Source organism: Massilia oculi, assembly GCF_003143515.1.
Lineage (GTDB): Bacteria > Pseudomonadota > Gammaproteobacteria > Burkholderiales > Burkholderiaceae_D > Telluria > Telluria oculi.
Map to the genome: position 1 here is coordinate 3,107,848 of NZ_CP029343.1, position 15,562 is coordinate 3,123,409.

Sequence of the window (15,562 nt, forward strand, 5' to 3'; positions counted from 1 at the left end):
TGGCGCCATGATCAGTACCCGGTGATCCCGTTCGACCGGCTCCTGGCGCAAGCGCGGCGCCTCGACCGCATCCGACACCCCGCCCGCCTCGACCACCCCGCCCGCAATGGCGCGCACGGCGCCTTCGAACTGGAGAAACTGAAGCTGTCGGCGCTGGCCATCGCGCGCGCTCGCCTGAGCGCCGGCGTGGTGGATGAAAAAAGGGCCGCATGCGGCCCTTGGATCATTTATAGAAGGCTTCGACCTTGCCCTTGAGTTTGATGAGCATCGGCTTGCCCTTGCGGTCGAGGGTCTTGCCGGCGGCGACCTTGATCCAGCCTTCGCTGAGGCAATATTCTTCGACGTCATGGCGATCCTTGTCGTTGAAGCGAATGCCGATCTCGCGCTGGAACACGTCACGGTTGTGGAAAGGGCTGCTCGGGTCGATCGACAGCCGGTCTGGAAGCGGGGGGAGGGTTGCGGTATCGTTCATGGTGCGCGAATTATCCCTCAACTCCCCATCTGCGTGGCGCATTTGTTTGTATCCCGCTTGAGCTGGCGCCTGGTGCTCAATAACCGTTCGAGCAGATCATGAAATGATCTTGGCGATATAGTTCACAACTATTGTCCCACAGCTATATACTTCGTGGTAATCCTCGAATACTTGCTAGTTGGTTAAGAAAGATCCCGATCATGTCCAGCCCCGATACCGCCGTCCAGTCATCCGTCTTGGGTAGCCAAGACGACGAGGCCTTGCCGGCGCGGCAGTTCCGCGCGATCGCTGAACTGGGCGGCGACGTGGCCTTCGCCATCGCGCTGCCGGTGCGCCGCCTCGTGTATCTCAGCCCCGCCTTCGGCGCGCTGAGCGGCTTCGACCGCGAGGCGCTGCAGTGTGCGCTCGACGGCGACGGTGTCTCGCCCCTGGCGCCGCTCGCGGCCTGGCTGCGCGAGGCGGCCAGCGGCGAGTCCGGCGCGCGCAGCCAGCGCGAATTCGACCTGTTCGACGCCGAAGGCCGGCCGCTGGCGCTGGAAGGACTGGCCACGGTGCAGGCCGACCCTGCCCCGACCCTGGTCGGCCTGCTGCGCGACCTGTCGGCGCGGCGCGCCCATCAAAGCGAGCAGAAACGCTTTGCCAGCATGCTCAACCACGAGTTCCGCACGCCGCTGGCCACCATCGACGGCGCGATCCAGCGCCTGGAAGCGACCTCGAACCACGCCGACGAGCCCACTCGTACGCGCTATCGCAAGATCGGCGCCGCGGTCGACCGCCTGATCGCGATGCTCGACGAATACCTGTCGCCGGACCGCATGGCAGCGCTCGGCCGCGCGCGCCAGCCGAACACGATCACCGTGCGCGACCTTGTCGAGAGCGGCGCCACCCAGATCCGCGCGGCCGGACGCGAAGCCGCGCTGCGGCTGGAGGAACTGCCACTGACCCTGCGCGGGGAGCCGGAAGGCCTGCGGCTGGCGCTGAAGGTCCTGATCGACAATGCGCTGGCGTTTTCGCCGCCGTCGGCGCCCGTGATCCTGCGTGCGCGACGCAGCGGCGGCGGGGTCGAGCTGGCGGTGATCGACGGCGGCGCCGGCGTGCCGCCGGAAGACGTGGCGCGGGTCTTCGACAAGGGCTACCGCGGCCGCAACGCCGCCGGCCTGGCCGGCAGCGGCCTCGGTCTGTACATGGCGCGTTCGATCGTCGAGGTGCATGGCGGTGTGCTGAGCCTGGCGGCGGGAGCGGAAGGTGCGGGAGCCGAATTCCGCCTGTGGATGCCCTCATTAAGCTTGTAGAGAAACAACTCCTTGCTTCATACAGGCTCAGCAACGATAATCGGACCGCAACCCGGCAAGGATAACGCTACCATTGGTATCATTGTCGGGTTAAAGAACACTATGGCCAAGGAATGACGCAGATACTGATTGTTGAAGACAATGGCGAATACGCCGACGACATGGCCGAGTTCCTGAAGGAGCTCGACCATGAAGTGACGATCGCCAGGACCGCCAGCGAAATGTGGGCGGCGCTGACGCGCACCCCGGCCGCGGTGGTCGTGCTCGACCTTGGCTTGCCGGACGAGGACGGTTTCAACGTGATTCCGCGCATGCGCCAGCTGTACCCCGAGATCGGCCTGCTGGTGCTGACGGGGCGGGTGGCGTTCGACCACCGCATCCTGGGCCTGCGCCTGGGCGCCGACCATTATTTGACCAAGCCGATCAAGTTCCCCGAACTGGCGGCCCACATCGAAGCCTTGGACCGCCGCGTGCGTCCGCCCGATCCGGCCCCGACCCCGAGCAAGTGGACCCTGCGCGTGAGCGCGCGCCAGCTCGAGCTGATGGGCAAGGTGATCGACCTGACCGAAAAAGAGTGCAACTTCCTGCACCTGTTGACGATCAACACCCGTCCGGTGCCGCGCCACGTGATCGTGGCCGGCATGGGCGGCGAAGATCCGGACGCCAGCCGCCGGGTCGACATGCTGGTCTACCGCCTGCGCAAGAAAGCCCGTTCCGGCCTCGGCCAGGATCTCCCCCTGCGCAGCGCCTACGGCGAAGGCTACAGCCTCTCCGCCGGCTTCACCCTCTCCTGACCAGGCCAGGGTCGGCGTAGAATTATTGGCCAATAGCCACGCGGACAATTAGGGTCAGCGTAGAATTATTGGCCAATTTCTTTGGCAATCTTGCTGTTTTTTCTCAGTTTTATTCAAAATTGCTTGGCCGTGATTGCTCCAGGCTTGTGTGCTCAATAAATGGGGACAGAGTCAGCGCATTTTTGCCGCAGCTTGCGATTAATTAGGGACAGAGTCGATTTCTATTGTAGAATCGTGTGCTCAACATTTGAGCAGACGCCATGGCACGCCAACCCCGACTCATCGTTCCCGAGCAACCGCACCACGTCATCCAGCGCGGCAATAACCGCCAGGTGATCTTTCGCGAAGAGGCCGACTACCAGCGCTTCCTAGTGTGGCTCAAGGAAGGCGCCAAGTTCTACGACGTGGCGATCCACTCCTACGTCCTGATGCCGAACCACCTGCACTTGCTGGCCACGCCCGGTGATGCCAACGGCCTGGCGCTGATGATGCAGAAGGTGGGCCGGCTCTACGTTCCCTGGTTCAATCACAAGTACGAGCGCAGCGGCGGCCTGTTCGAAGGGCGTTTCCGCACCTCGCTGATCGATTCGGACCGCTATTTCATGACCTGCAGCCGCTATATCGAGCTCAATCCGGTGCGCGCACAGCTCACGGTGGCGCCGGAGAACTATCCCTGGTCCAGCTATGCCCACCACGCCGGCATTCGCACCGACACCCTGGTCGCCGATCACCCGCTGTTCTGGGCACTGGGCAATACGCCGTTCCAGCGCGAGGCGGCCTATATCGACATGGTCCGGCAAGGCCTCAGCACCGAAGAGGTCGATTTCATCACGATCGCGATCCTCAAGAACCAGCCCCTCGGCTCGCTCACATTCAAGGCCGAACTCGAGCAAAAAACGCAACGCCAGATCTTGCCGGCGAAGCGTGGCCGCCCCTTCAATCCGCCCCTGCCGCCGCTCCCTGCAGCCTGAAGCGCGCAATTCCTGACACAACGGCACGGTTATTCGTGCCGTTTCTTTTGTCAAAAACTCTGCAACATCAATGACTTGGCATCGCATTAACTGATATCGAACAGCTGCGATTGACTCTGTCCCCAATTAATCGCCAAGGCAAAAAGTTGTCAAACAATTCGACTCTGACCCTAATTATTCTTGTTGACGTGGCGTTTTGCAGTGCACTATTCTCGGCGTTCGACCCCCGAAAAGTTGTGGAGAATGCCTCATGATTGCCCAAGGTTTGTATGATCCCGCCAATGAACACGATGCCTGCGGCGTCGGTTTCATCGCCCATATCAAGGGCAACAAGAGTCACTCGATTATTGAACAGGGTCTGCAGATCCTGAAGAACCTCGACCACCGGGGCGCGGTGGGCGCCGATGCGCTGATGGGCGACGGGGCCGGTATCCTGATTCAGATCCCGGACCAGTACTTCCGCGACGAGATGGCCAAGCAGGGCGTCGAACTGCCGCCGCCCGGCGAATACGGCGTGGGCATGGTGTTCTTGCCGAAAGAGCACGCCTCGCGCATCGCCTGCGAACAGGAAATCGAGCGCGCCGTGCGCATCGAAGGCCAGGTCGTGCTGGGCTGGCGCAACGTGCCGGTCGACGAGACCATGCCGATGTCGCCTTTCGTCCGCGCCAAGGAACCCGTGATCCGCCAGATCTTCATCGGCCGTGGCCCGGACATCATGGTCACCGATGCGCTCGAACGCAAGCTGTACGTGATCCGCAAGTCGTCCGGCCACGCGATCCAGGCCCTGAAACTCCTGCACGGCAAGGAATTCTTCGTGCCGTCGATGTCGGCGCGCACCATCGTCTACAAAGGTCTGCTGCTGGCCGACCAGGTCGGCGTCTACTACAAGGACTTGCAGGACCCGCGCTGCATCTCGGCGCTGTCCCTGGTCCACCAGCGCTTTTCGACCAATACCTTCCCCGAGTGGCCGCTGGCCCACCCGTATCGCATGATCGCCCACAACGGCGAGATCAACACCGTCAAGGGCAACTTCAACTGGACCCGCGCGCGCGAAGGCATGCTCAAGTCGGCCGTGCTGGGCGAAGACCTGAACAAGCTGTTCCCGCTGATTTATGAAGGCCAGTCCGACACCGCCTGCTTCGACAACGCGCTCGAACTGCTGGTGATGGCCGGCTATCCTGTGGCCCAGGCGATGATGATGATGATCCCGGAAGCCTGGGAAAACCACACCGCGATGGACGACAACCGCCGCGCCTTCTACGAATACCACGCGGCGATGATGGAGCCATGGGACGGCCCAGCCGCCATGGCCTTCACCGATGGCCGTCACATCGGCGGCACCCTGGACCGCAACGGCCTGCGCCCGGCGCGCTACGTCATCACCGAGGACGACCTGGTCGTGATGGCCTCCGAATCGGGCGTGCTGCCGATCCCCGAATCGCGCATCGTCAAGAAATGGCGCCTCCAGCCAGGCAAGATGTTCCTGATCGACCTCGAAGCCGGCCGCATCATCGACGACAAGGAGCTCAAGGACAGCTTCGCCAACGCCAAGCCCTATAAAGCCTGGATCAAGTCGGTGCGCATCAAGCTCAATGAGATCAAGCTCTCGGAATCGCAATTGATGGCGGCGCGCGCGAAAGACGCGCAGGGCGAGAAGCAGCCCCTGACCCTGCTCGACCGCCAGCAGGCCTTCGGCTACACGCAGGAAGACCTGAAATTCCTGATGGCGCCGATGGCCGTGCTGGGCGAGGAAGCCACTGGCTCGATGGGCAACGATTCGCCGCTGGCCGTCACCTCCAATAAACTGAAACCGCTGTACAACTACTTCAAGCAGCTGTTCGCCCAGGTGACCAACCCGCCGATCGATCCGATCCGCGAAAGCATGGTGATGTCGCTGGTGTCCTTCATCGGCCCCAAGCCGAACATCCTCGACACCAACAACGTCAATCCGCCGATGCGCCTCGAAGTGGCGCAGCCGATCCTCGGCTTCGACGACATGGCGCGCCTGCGCGCCATCGGCCAGCACACCGGCAGCAAGTTCAAGGCCTATGAGCTGAACATCTGCTATCCGGTCGCCTGGGGCAAGGAAGGCATCGAAGCCTCGCTCGCCTCGCTGTGCGCCGAAGCGGTCGACGCCGTCAAGTCGGGCCACAACATCCTGATCGTGTCGGATCGCCGCATGTCGCCCGACCTGGTCGCCATCCCCGCGCTGCTGGCCACCTCCAGCGTCCACCAGCACCTGGTGGCGAAGGGCCTGCGCGCCTCGACCGGCCTGGTGATCGAGACCGGCTCGGCGCGCGAGACCCATCACTTCGCCCTGCTGGCGGGCTACGGCGCCGAAGCCGTCCACCCTTACCTGGCGCTGGAAACGCTGGCCGAACTGGCCCACAGCCTGCCGCACAAGATGTCGGCGGAGACCGCGAGCTACAACTACATCAAGGCGATCGGCAAGGGCCTGCTGAAGGTGATGTCGAAGATGGGCATCTCCACCTATATGTCCTACTGCGGCGCCCAGATCTTCGAGGCCGTGGGCCTCAACAAGTCGCTGGTCGACAAGTACTTCAAGGGCACCTCGTCGAACGTGGAAGGCATTGGCCTCTTTGAAGTGGCCGAGGAAGCGCTGCGCCTGCACGCCCTGGCCTTCGGCAACGACCCGGTGCTGGCGAACAGCCTGGACGTCGGCGGCGAATACGCCTTCCGCGTGCGCGGCGAAGACCATCTGTGGACGCCGGACGCGATCGCCAAGCTGCAGCACTCGACCCGCGCCAACAACTTCTCGACCTATAAAGAGTACGCCCAGCTGATCAACGATCAGACGCGCCGTCACCTGACCCTGCGCGGCCTGTTCGAGTTCCGCATCGACCGCGACAAGGCGATCCCGATCGAGGAAGTCGAACCGGCGAAAGAGATCGTCAAGCGCTTCGCCACCGGCGCGATGTCGCTCGGCTCGATCAGCACCGAAGCCCACGCCACCCTGGCGATCGCGATGAACCGCATCGGCGGCAAGAGCAATACCGGCGAAGGCGGCGAAGATCCATCGCGCTACCTGAACGAATTCAAGGGCATCGCCATCAAGAAGGGCGAGAGCCTGTCCTCGGTCCTGGGCAAGGACCGCGTGATGGTCGACATCCCGCTGGAAGAAGGCGATTCGCTGCGTTCGAAGATCAAGCAGGTGGCCTCGGGCCGCTTCGGCGTCACGGCCGAATACCTGAACGCGGCCGATCAAATCCAGATCAAGATGGCGCAGGGCGCCAAGCCGGGCGAGGGCGGCCAGCTGCCGGGCCATAAAGTCTCGGAATACATCGCGAGCCTGCGCTTCTCGGTGCCGGGTGTCGGCCTGATCTCGCCGCCGCCGCACCACGACATCTATTCGATCGAAGACCTGGCCCAGCTGATCCACGACCTCAAGAACGCCAACCCGCGCGCCTCGATCTCGGTCAAGCTGGTGTCGGAAGTCGGCATCGGCACCGTCGCCGCCGGCGTCTCGAAGGCCAAGGCCGACCACGTGGTGGTGGCCGGCCATGACGGCGGCACCGGCGCCTCGCCGCTGTCCTCGGTCAAGCACGCCGGCACGCCGTGGGAGCTGGGCCTGGCCGAGACCCAGCAGACCTTGGTCCTGAATGGCCTGCGCAGCCGCATCCGCGTGCAAGCGGACGGGCAGATGCGCACCGGCCGCGACGTCGTCATCGCCGCCATGCTGGGCGCCGACGAAGTGGGCTTCGCCACCGCGCCGCTGGTGGTCGAAGGCTGCATCATGATGCGCAAATGCCACCTGAATACCTGCCCGGTGGGCGTGGCCACGCAGGATCCGGTCCTGCGGGCCAAGTTCCAGGGTAAACCCGAGCACGTCGTGAACTACTTCTTCTTCGTCGCCGAGGAAGCGCGCCAGATCATGGCCCAGCTGGGCATCCGTACCTATGACGAGTTGATCGGCCGCGCCGACCTGCTGGATAAATCGAAGGCGATCGGGCACTGGAAGGCGCAGGGCCTGGACTTCTCGAACATCTTCTACCAGCCGCAGGTCGACTGCCGCACCTCGCTCTACCACACGAGCGAGCAAGACCACGGCCTCGACAAGGCGCTGGACCACAAGCTGATCGCGCAAGCGAAAGCCGCGCTGGACAAGGGTGAGCGCGTCTCGTTCATCTCGCCGGTGAAGAACCTGAACCGCACTGTCGGCGCCATGCTGTCGGGCGAAGTCGCCAAGCGCTATGGCCATGCCGGCCTGCCGGACGACACCATCCACATCCAGCTGCAGGGCACGGCGGGCCAGTCGGCGGCGGCCTTCCTGGCTGGCGGCATCACGATCGACCTGGTCGGCGAAGGCAACGACTACGTTGGCAAGGGCCTGTCGGGCGGCCGCATCATCGTGCGTCCGAACACCGAGTTCCGCGGCTGGGCGGTCGACAACATCATCGTCGGCAATACCGTGCTGTATGGCGCGATCTCGGGCGAAGCCTTCTTCAACGGCGTGGCCGGCGAGCGCTTTGCGGTGCGTAACTCGGGCGCCATCGCGGTGGTCGAGGGCTGCGGCGACCACGGTTGCGAATACATGACCGGCGGCACCGTCGTGGTGCTGGGCGAGACCGGACGCAACTTCGCGGCCGGCATGTCGGGCGGCGTGGCCTTCGTCTACGATCCGAAAGGCGAATTCGCGGGCCGCTGCAACACCACGATGGTCAACCTGGAACCGGTGCTGTCGGCGAAGGAGCAGTGCGATCCTGCGGCCTGGCACAGCCAGACCCGTAATGGCGAGCGCGAATGCGACGAAGTCATCCTGCGCCGCCTGATCGAGCGTCACTTCAAGCACACCGGCAGCACGCGCGCGCGCAACCTGTTGGATGATTGGGCCAACAGCCGCAGCAAGTTCGTCAAGGTGTTCCCGACCGACTACAAGCGCGCCCTCGAGGAGATGCACAACTCGAGCATGGAAGAAGCGAACGACAAGATCGAACTGGCCGCTTAAGCGCCATAAGCAAAGGAAAACATTGTGGGCAAAATCACCGGTTTCATGGAATTCGCACGGCAGGAAGAGGAATACCTCGATCCGCCCGTGCGTCTGAAGAACTACAAGGAATTCGTCGTCACCCTGACCGATGGCCAGGCCAAGGTCCAGGGCGCGCGCTGCATGGATTGCGGCATCCCGTTCTGCAACACGGGCTGCCCGGTCAACAATATGATCCCGGACTGGAACGACCTGGTCTTCCATGGCAACTACCGCCATGCGCTGGACAATCTCCATTCGACCAATAACTTCCCCGAGTTCACCGGCCGCATCTGCCCGGCGCCGTGCGAATCGGCCTGCACGCTCGGCATCAACGACGACCCGGTCGGCATCAAGTCGATCGAGCGCAAGATCATCGACACCGGCTGGGAACACGGCTGGGTGGTGCCGCAGCCTCCAAGCGTCAAGACCGGCAGGAAGGTCGCCATCGTCGGCTCGGGTCCCGCCGGCCTGGCCGCAGCCCAGCAGCTGGCGCGCGCCGGCCACGACGTGACGGTGTTCGAGAAGAGCGACCGCATCGGCGGCCTGCTGCGCTACGGTATCCCCGACTTCAAGATGGAGAAGAGCCTGATCGACCGTCGCGTCGAACAGATGCAGGCCGAGGGTGTCACGTTCCGCACCGGTGTCCTGATCGGCAAGGACTTCCCGGCCACGGTCAGCAATATGGCGCGCGACACGATCTTCCCGGAAGACCTGGAAAAGGACTTCGACGCCGTGATCCTGGCCGGCGGCGCCGAGCAGCCGCGCGACCTGCCGGTCCCGGGCCGCCAGCTGAAGGGCGTGCACTTCGCGATGGACTTCCTGCCGCAGCAGAACCGGGTCAACGCCGGCGACAAGCTGAAGGACCAGATCAAGGCCACCGGCAAGCACGTGGTGGTGATCGGCGGCGGCGACACCGGCTCGGACTGCGTCGGCACCTCGAACCGCCACGGCGCCGCCTCGGTCACCCAGTTCGAATTGATGCCGCAGCCGCCGGAACAGGAAAACAAGCCGCTGGTCTGGCCTTACTGGCCGACCCGCCTGCGCACCTCGTCCTCGCACGAGGAAGGCTGCGAGCGCGACTGGGCGGTGGCGACCAAGCGCCTGGAAGGCAAGGGCGGCAAGGTCGAGAAGCTGATCGCCTGCCGCGTCGAGTGGAAGGACGGCAAGATGGCGGAAGTGCCGGACAGCGAATTCGAACTCAAGGCCGACCTGGTGTTCCTGGCGATGGGCTTCGTCTCGCCGGTGCAGCAGGTGCTGGACGCCTTCGGCGTGCAGAAGGACCCGCGCGGCAACGTGCGCGCCACGACCGAGGGCGAAGGCGCCTACCAGACCTCGAACCCGAAGCTGTTCGCGGCCGGCGACATGCGCCGCGGCCAGTCGCTGGTGGTGTGGGCGATCCGCGAAGGCCGCCAGTGCGCGCGTTCCGTGGACGAGTTCCTGATGGGCGTGTCCAGCCTGCCGCGCTGAGCGCCAGGACCTAAGGCCGGCCGCGCAAGGCGGCCGCCACCGCCTTCGCTCCCTCCCCGATCGCCGCCTCGTCGAAGGCGGCGAAGCCCATCACCAGCGACGGCGCCAGCCGCGCCTGCGCGCAATAGCGCTCCAGTGGAAATGCCGTGAGGCCTGCCGCGTTCAGGCGCTGCCAGGCATCGCGCTCTTCGTGCGCCACCAGCCGCGTCACCACGTCCAGCCCCGCCGTGACTGGCGGCACCTCGATCAAGCCCTTCCAATGGCGCAGCGCCGCTTCCTCGAACGCGGCGGCGCGGCCGGCATACACGCGCCGCATGCGCCGCACGTGGCGGTCGAAGTGACCGTCGTCGATGAAGTCGGCCAGCACCGCCTGCGACAGGGCGTTGGCATTGCGCGCGGCCAGCGAGGCGGCGCGGATGAACGGGTCGACCAGCTGCCAGGGCAGGGCGACGAAGGCCAGCCGGATCGCCGGGAACAGCAGCTTGCTGAAGGTGCCGGCCAGGACCACGTGCGATTCTGCCCCTTCCATGCTGCGCAGCGCCGGCACCGGCTTGGCGGCGAAGCGGTATTCGCTGTCGTAATCGTCCTCGAACACGATGGCGCCCCGTTCGCGCGCCCAGTGCAGCAGCGCCAGCCGGCGTTCCGGCGACAGCGCCATGCCCATCGGGGCCTGGCGCGCCGGCGTCACATAGGCCAGGCGCGCGTCCGGCGCTTGCGCCAATGCCTCGTGCACCCGCATGCCGTCCTCGTCGAGCGCGACGTCGACCACCCGCGCGCCATGGGCCTGCATGGCCTGGCGCGCGCCGGGATAGCCGGGATCTTCCATCCATACCGCCTCGCCAGGCGCGACCAGCAGCCGCAGGCAGATGTCGAGCGCCTGCTGCACGCTGCCCAGGATCACGATCTGGTCGGGCGAGACCGCCACCCCGCGCGCCAGGTCCAGGTGGCGCGCGATCGCGGCGCGCAGTGGCGCCAGGCCGGCCGCTTCGTTCTCGGACAGGATCGCCAGTTTCGACGCGCGCAGGTGGCGCCCGTGCAGGCGCCGCCACAGGTCGATGGGAAAACCGCGCACGTCGCAGCGGTGCGGATGAAAGGTGGGCGGCAGGCCGCTGCCGGGACGCAGCGGGAAGGCGGGGACCTGCTCGCCGACGTTGCGCAGCCACGGGCCGTCCGGCTGCACGCCTGGCGGCGGTCGGTCAGGTTCCCGCGCCAGGGCCGGACCGGCCTGCAGGCTGGCGTCCGGCAGCACGCGGCTGACCCGGGTCCCGCTGCCGCGCAGCGCCTGCAGGTAGCCCTCGGACAGCAGCTGGTCGTAGGCCAGCTGCACGGTGCCGCGTGCCATCGCGTATTGCTGCGCCAGCGCGCGCGTGCCGGGCAGCAGGGCGCCTTCCGCAAGGCGGCCATCGAGGATGGCCTGGCGCAGGCTGCGATAGAGCCAGCGCTGCAGCGTCTCGCCGGGCGCCGGGGCGCCGAGCGCCAGCGCGCGACGGCCCGATCGCGTCGTGGTTGCCTCTGTCATGGGAAGTGGATCAATCGTTTGTGAGAGGACTGGATCAATACATCAGTCCAGTCTACCCCCACAATCCATCCATCGACAACCCAACCAGGAGACATCATGATCCAGAACGTCATCATCGCCGGCAGCGGCTTCGCAGGCCTGTGGGCCGCCATCGCCGCCGCCCGCGCCGCCTTCGTGGCCGGCAAGTCCGACGAACTCGCGATTACCGTGGTCTCGCCAGTCGCAGCGCTGCACATGCGTCCGCGCCTGTACGAGGCCACCCTCGACAATATGGCGCCCGAACTGGGCCCGCTGTTCACCGCCGTCGGCGTGCGCCACGTGGCCGGCCGCATCGAGAAGATCGATGCCGGAGAGCGTCAGGTCACGGTGGCGCTGAACGGCGGGGCCCAGGTCACGCTGCCGTACGACCGCTTCGTGCTGGCCACCGGCAGCCAGGTCATCACGCCGAACGTGCCGGGACTGGCCGAGTATGGCTTCAACGTCGACCAGCTGCAACAGGCCGAAAGGCTTGAACGGCACCTGCAAAGCCTGGCCGCTAGGCCGCAAAGCGAGGCGCGCGACACGGTGGTGGTGGTCGGCGCCGGCTTCACCGGCATCGAGACCGCCACCGAGATGCCGGAGCGCCTGCGCGCCATCCTGGGCCCGGACGCCAAGGTGCGGGTGCTGATGCTGGAACACGCGCCGGTGGTCGGCCCTGAACTGGGCGCCGGACCGCGTCCCGTGATCGAGGAAGCGCTGCGCGAAGTCGGCGTCGAGACCATCACCTCGGCCGGCGTGGCCGCGATCGGCGCCGGCGGCGTGGTCACCTCCGACGGCCGCAGCTTCCCCGCCGCCACCGTGATCTGGACCGCCGGCATGCGCGCCAACCCGCTGGCCGAGCAACTGGGCGGAGAGGTCGACCGCTTCGGCCGCGTCCACGCCGACCCCTACCTGCGCGCCCCGGGCGCGGACGGCGTCTACGTCACCGGCGACGTGGCGCGCGCCGCCACCAACGGCGAGGGCAATGTGGCCGCGATGTCGTGCCAGCACGCGCTCAGCCTCGGCCGGGTGGCCGGCTACAACGCGGTGGCCGAGCTGGTCGGATTGCCGCTGCACGCCTACAGCCAGCCGAAGTACGTGACCTGCCTGGATCTTGGCCCCTGGGGCGCCTTGTATACCGAGGGCTGGGATCGCCAGGTGAAGCTGACCCGCGAGGAAGGCAAGGCCCTCAAGCGCGCCATCAACACCGAGTGGATCTATCCGCCGGCCCCGGACCGCGACGCCGCCTTTGCCCTGGCGCGTCCCGACCACGTCATCGTTCCGTGAATGGGAAGCGCATGAGCGGCGTCGACCTGTCCCGTCGCGGCGCCATCCCGACGTCGACCACCTTGCAGGCACACTGGTTCGCGGCGCCGCTGGCCACCACGATCATCCTCGCGATGTGCGGCCTGCGCCTGCAGTTCGCCCGACGTTTTTATCCCGACCCGGAGCACACATGAACATCCTGCACATCAGCGCCAGCCCGCTCGGCCCGCAAGCCGCCAGCCGCGAACTGTCCAACCACGTCGTCGAGCGGCTGCTGGCGCGCCATCCCGGCGCTTCGGTCACGGTGCGCGAACTGGCGGGCGCAGACGACGAACCGGCGCTGCCCCACATCGACGCCGGCTATGCGCTGGCCCTGTCCAGCGCCGCCAACGAGCCGGGTGTTGACGGCGCGCAGCTGCGCTCCGACAGCCTGATCGAGGAACTGGTGCGCGCCGACATCCTCGTGATCGGCACCCCGATGCACAATCTCACCGTGCCCTCGACCCTGAAATCCTGGATCGACCATGTGGTTCGCATCAACCGCACCATGCGCCCGACGCCCGAAGGAAAGGTCGGCAACCTGGCCGACCGGCCGGTCTACCTGGCGCTGGCCAGCGGGGGCATCCGCACCGGCGAGCGGGCGCGCCAGCCGGATTTCCTCGAACCCTATCTGCGCGCCATCCTGGCCATGATCGGCCTGAAGGACGTGACGGTGTTTTCGGCCGAAGGGCTGGCGCTGGGCGCGCAGCGGGCGGCCGAGGGGCGCGCGCGCGCCTGGACTCAGGTGGACGGCCATTTCGGCGGCTGATCGGAACTGTAGCTTGCGTTGACAAAATGGCGACAGAGTATTGCATATTCTGTCACTTGCTATTTCGTCACCTTGGCCCCAGATTATGGTGCGGCGCAAAAATCCTTCCTTACCGGTCCGGTAATTAGGAGGGGCTTAAACCAGCTCCTTCGGGCGTTTTTTGGATGCAGCTTATTGATACAATTCAAGAATACCAATATTGTGAAACATACATATCTCAACAAAAACAATGGCTTATGAGTGCAATTAGCTGACTCATTAGTTATTAGTGTTGTAATAGTACGTCGCCGCCTGGGGGTAAAATCGGGTCCCTCAAGCAGGTAAATAGCTTTCTGCACTACAATACCGGATTCCCCAAACATTAATTATGCTGTGTCGAACCTAGTCGAAATCCGCGATCTGCATTTTGCTTACGGTGAGCGTTCCATCCTGTCGAATCTCCGTATGGACTTCCCACGCGGCAAGCTCATTGCCGTCATGGGCGGGTCGGGTTGCGGCAAGACGACGGTATTGCGCCTGATCGGCGGCCAGATCCGTCCCCAGCGCGGTGAGGTGCGCATCGGCGGCGAAGTCGTGCACCAGCTCGATACCGAAGGCCTGTACCGCTTGCGCCGCCGCATGGGCATGCTGTTCCAGTTCGGCGCGCTGTTTACCGACCTGTCGGTATTCGACAATGTCGCCTTTCCGCTGCGCGAGCACACCGACCTGCCCGAAGAACTCATCCGCGACCTGGTCCTGATGAAGCTCAACGCCGTCGGCTTGCGCAATGCGCACCGCCTGAAGCCGGCCGAGATCTCGGGCGGCATGGCGCGCCGCGTGGCCGTGGCGCGCGCGGTGGCGCTGGACCCTGAACTGATCATGTACGACGAGCCCTTCGCCGGCCTCGATCCGATCTCGATGGGCGTGACCGCCAACCTGATCCGCAACCTGAACGACGCGCTGGGCTCGACCTCGATCCTCGTCTCGCACGATGTGCACGAATGCTTCGCGATCGCCGACTACGTGTACTTCATGTCCGCCGGCAAGATCGTGGCCGAGGGCACGCCGGATGACCTGCGCGTCTCGGAAGACCCCTACGTGAAACAATTCGTCAATGCCGCCCCGGACGGCCCCGTGCCCTTCCACTATCCTGGCACGTCGCTGGCCGACGACCTCGGCCTGGGAGCGCGCGCATGATCGCCCGCGTCCTTGGCCTGGTCGGCTGCACCGTGCGCGAAGGCTTCGCCGGCCTCGGCTTCGCCGTGCGCTCGTTCTTCAATGTGTTGAAAGTGTCGCCGGGCGCTTTCCGTCGCCCCGGTCTGATTTCCGAGCAGATCCATTTTATTGGCAACTATTCGCTGGTCATCATCGCCGTGTCCGGCCTGTTCGTCGGCATGGTGCTGGGCCTGCAGGGTTACTACACGCTGAACCAGTATGGCGCCGAGCAGATGCTGGGCCAGGTGGTGGCGCTGGCGCTGGTGCGCGAGCTCGGCCCGGTCGTGACCGCGCTGCTGTTCGCCGGCCGCGCCGGCACCTCGCTGACCGCCCAGATCGGCCTCATGAAGGCCGGTGAGCAGCTGTCGGCCATGGAAATGATGGCCATTAACCCGGTGCAGCGCGTGCTGGCGCCGCGTTTCTGGGCCGGCGTGATCGCGATGCCGGTCCTGGCCACCGTGTTCTCGGCGGTGGGCGTGCTGGGCGGCTACATCGTCGGCGTGAAACTGATCGGCGTCGATGAAGGGTCGTTCTGGTCGCAGATGCAGGCCGGTGTCGATGTGCGAGCTGACGTACTGAACGGCGTCATCAAAAGCTTTATCTTTGGCATCGCAGTGACCTTTACCGCCCTGTTCCAGGGCTACCAGGCCCAGCCGACGCCGGAAGACGTCTCGCGCGCGACCACGCGCACCGTCGTGATTGCATCGCTGCTGGTCTGGGGGCTGAACTTCGTCATGACGGCCCTGATGTTCAATAAATAAGTTTATAAACGCT

The 15,562-nt window shown here is 65.2% G+C and carries 13 protein-coding genes; 11 read left to right on the forward strand and 2 right to left on the reverse strand.

What is annotated here, in order from left to right; genetic code table 11:
* The first annotated feature begins 21 nt into the window (after positions 1-21).
* A complete protein-coding gene (locus DIR46_RS26610) occupies positions 22-255 on the forward strand; it encodes a hypothetical protein (protein WP_162819516.1) in 234 nt (77 codons plus the stop codon).
* Here DIR46_RS26610 and DIR46_RS14270 read toward each other — a convergent pair.
* Positions 224-472 carry a DUF3297 family protein gene (locus DIR46_RS14270; protein WP_109345823.1) on the reverse strand — a complete coding sequence of 83 codons (249 nt, stop codon included), beginning with the start codon at positions 470-472 and terminating at the stop codon, positions 224-226. The genes DIR46_RS26610 and DIR46_RS14270 overlap by 32 nt on opposite strands.
* Before the next feature lie 200 nt (positions 473-672).
* On the opposite strand from DIR46_RS14270, the gene DIR46_RS14275 reads away from it, so the two are divergent.
* The 5 genes from DIR46_RS14275 (at position 673) to DIR46_RS14295 (ending at position 9,983) form a co-directional block, all read left to right on the forward strand.
* Entirely contained in the window at positions 673-1,764 is a 1,092-nt protein-coding gene (locus tag DIR46_RS14275) for a sensor histidine kinase (protein WP_229446259.1), read from the forward strand.
* A 113-nt stretch (positions 1,765-1,877) separates the two neighbouring features.
* Positions 1,878-2,558, forward strand: a complete 681-nt coding sequence (locus DIR46_RS14280) for a response regulator transcription factor (protein WP_109345824.1) — start codon at positions 1,878-1,880, stop codon at positions 2,556-2,558.
* A gap of 260 nt (positions 2,559-2,818) precedes the next feature.
* A complete protein-coding gene (locus DIR46_RS14285) occupies positions 2,819-3,529 on the forward strand; it encodes a transposase (protein ID WP_109345825.1) in 711 nt (236 codons plus the stop codon).
* A 250-nt stretch (positions 3,530-3,779) separates the two neighbouring features.
* Positions 3,780-8,495, forward strand: a complete 4,716-nt coding sequence (locus tag DIR46_RS14290; protein WP_109345826.1) for a glutamate synthase-related protein — start codon at positions 3,780-3,782, stop codon at positions 8,493-8,495.
* A gap of 24 nt (positions 8,496-8,519) precedes the next feature.
* The gene (locus tag DIR46_RS14295; protein ID WP_109345827.1) at positions 8,520-9,983 is read left to right on the forward strand and encodes a glutamate synthase subunit beta; all 1,464 of its coding nucleotides are present in this window, start codon (positions 8,520-8,522) and stop codon (positions 9,981-9,983) included.
* A 10-nt stretch (positions 9,984-9,993) separates the two neighbouring features.
* Here DIR46_RS14295 and pdxR read toward each other — a convergent pair whose 3' ends face one another.
* The gene (gene pdxR, locus DIR46_RS14300; protein ID WP_109345828.1) at positions 9,994-11,502 is read right to left on the reverse strand and encodes a MocR-like pyridoxine biosynthesis transcription factor PdxR; all 1,509 of its coding nucleotides are present in this window, start codon (positions 11,500-11,502) and stop codon (positions 9,994-9,996) included.
* Positions 11,503-11,598: 96 nt separating this feature from the next.
* Between pdxR and DIR46_RS14305 the strand changes: the two genes are divergently transcribed.
* The 5 genes from DIR46_RS14305 (at position 11,599) to mlaE (ending at position 15,549) form a co-directional block, all read left to right on the forward strand.
* Positions 11,599-12,807, forward strand: a complete 1,209-nt coding sequence (locus tag DIR46_RS14305) for an NAD(P)/FAD-dependent oxidoreductase (protein WP_109345829.1) — start codon at positions 11,599-11,601, stop codon at positions 12,805-12,807.
* Positions 12,808-12,818: 11 nt separating this feature from the next.
* Positions 12,819-12,980 carry a hypothetical protein gene (locus tag DIR46_RS26615; protein ID WP_162819517.1) on the forward strand — a complete coding sequence of 54 codons (162 nt, stop codon included), beginning with the start codon at positions 12,819-12,821 and terminating at the stop codon, positions 12,978-12,980.
* Positions 12,977-13,594, forward strand: coding sequence for an FMN-dependent NADH-azoreductase (locus tag DIR46_RS14310; RefSeq protein WP_109345830.1), 618 nt, complete (start codon positions 12,977-12,979; stop codon positions 13,592-13,594). The genes DIR46_RS26615 and DIR46_RS14310 overlap by 4 nt, the downstream gene beginning before the upstream one ends.
* Positions 13,595-13,966: 372 nt before the next feature.
* The gene (locus DIR46_RS14315) at positions 13,967-14,770 is read left to right on the forward strand and encodes an ABC transporter ATP-binding protein (protein ID WP_109345831.1); all 804 of its coding nucleotides are present in this window, start codon (positions 13,967-13,969) and stop codon (positions 14,768-14,770) included.
* Positions 14,767-15,549 (forward strand): lipid asymmetry maintenance ABC transporter permease subunit MlaE, encoded by a 783-nt coding sequence (mlaE, locus tag DIR46_RS14320; RefSeq protein WP_109345832.1) that lies wholly within the window; start codon positions 14,767-14,769, stop codon positions 15,547-15,549. Before DIR46_RS14315 ends, mlaE begins: the two co-directional genes overlap by 4 nt.
* Positions 15,550-15,562 lie beyond the last annotated feature (13 nt).

Coding starts and splice junctions, on each gene's coding strand:
- DIR46_RS14270 (WP_109345823.1), bottom strand. CDS start 472: ATGAACGATACCGCAACCCTCCCCCCGCTTCCAGACCGGCTGTCGATC.
- DIR46_RS14275 (WP_229446259.1), top strand. CDS start 673: ATGTCCAGCCCCGATACCGCCGTCCAGTCATCCGTCTTGGGTAGCCAA.
- DIR46_RS14280 (WP_109345824.1), top strand. CDS start 1,878: ATGACGCAGATACTGATTGTTGAAGACAATGGCGAATACGCCGACGAC.
- DIR46_RS14285 (WP_109345825.1), top strand. CDS start 2,819: ATGGCACGCCAACCCCGACTCATCGTTCCCGAGCAACCGCACCACGTC.
- DIR46_RS14290 (WP_109345826.1), top strand. CDS start 3,780: ATGATTGCCCAAGGTTTGTATGATCCCGCCAATGAACACGATGCCTGC.
- pdxR (WP_109345828.1), bottom strand. CDS start 11,502: ATGACAGAGGCAACCACGACGCGATCGGGCCGTCGCGCGCTGGCGCTC.
- DIR46_RS14305 (WP_109345829.1), top strand. CDS start 11,599: ATGATCCAGAACGTCATCATCGCCGGCAGCGGCTTCGCAGGCCTGTGG.
- DIR46_RS26615 (WP_162819517.1), top strand. CDS start 12,819: ATGAGCGGCGTCGACCTGTCCCGTCGCGGCGCCATCCCGACGTCGACC.
- DIR46_RS14310 (WP_109345830.1), top strand. CDS start 12,977: ATGAACATCCTGCACATCAGCGCCAGCCCGCTCGGCCCGCAAGCCGCC.
- mlaE (WP_109345832.1), top strand. CDS start 14,767: ATGATCGCCCGCGTCCTTGGCCTGGTCGGCTGCACCGTGCGCGAAGGC.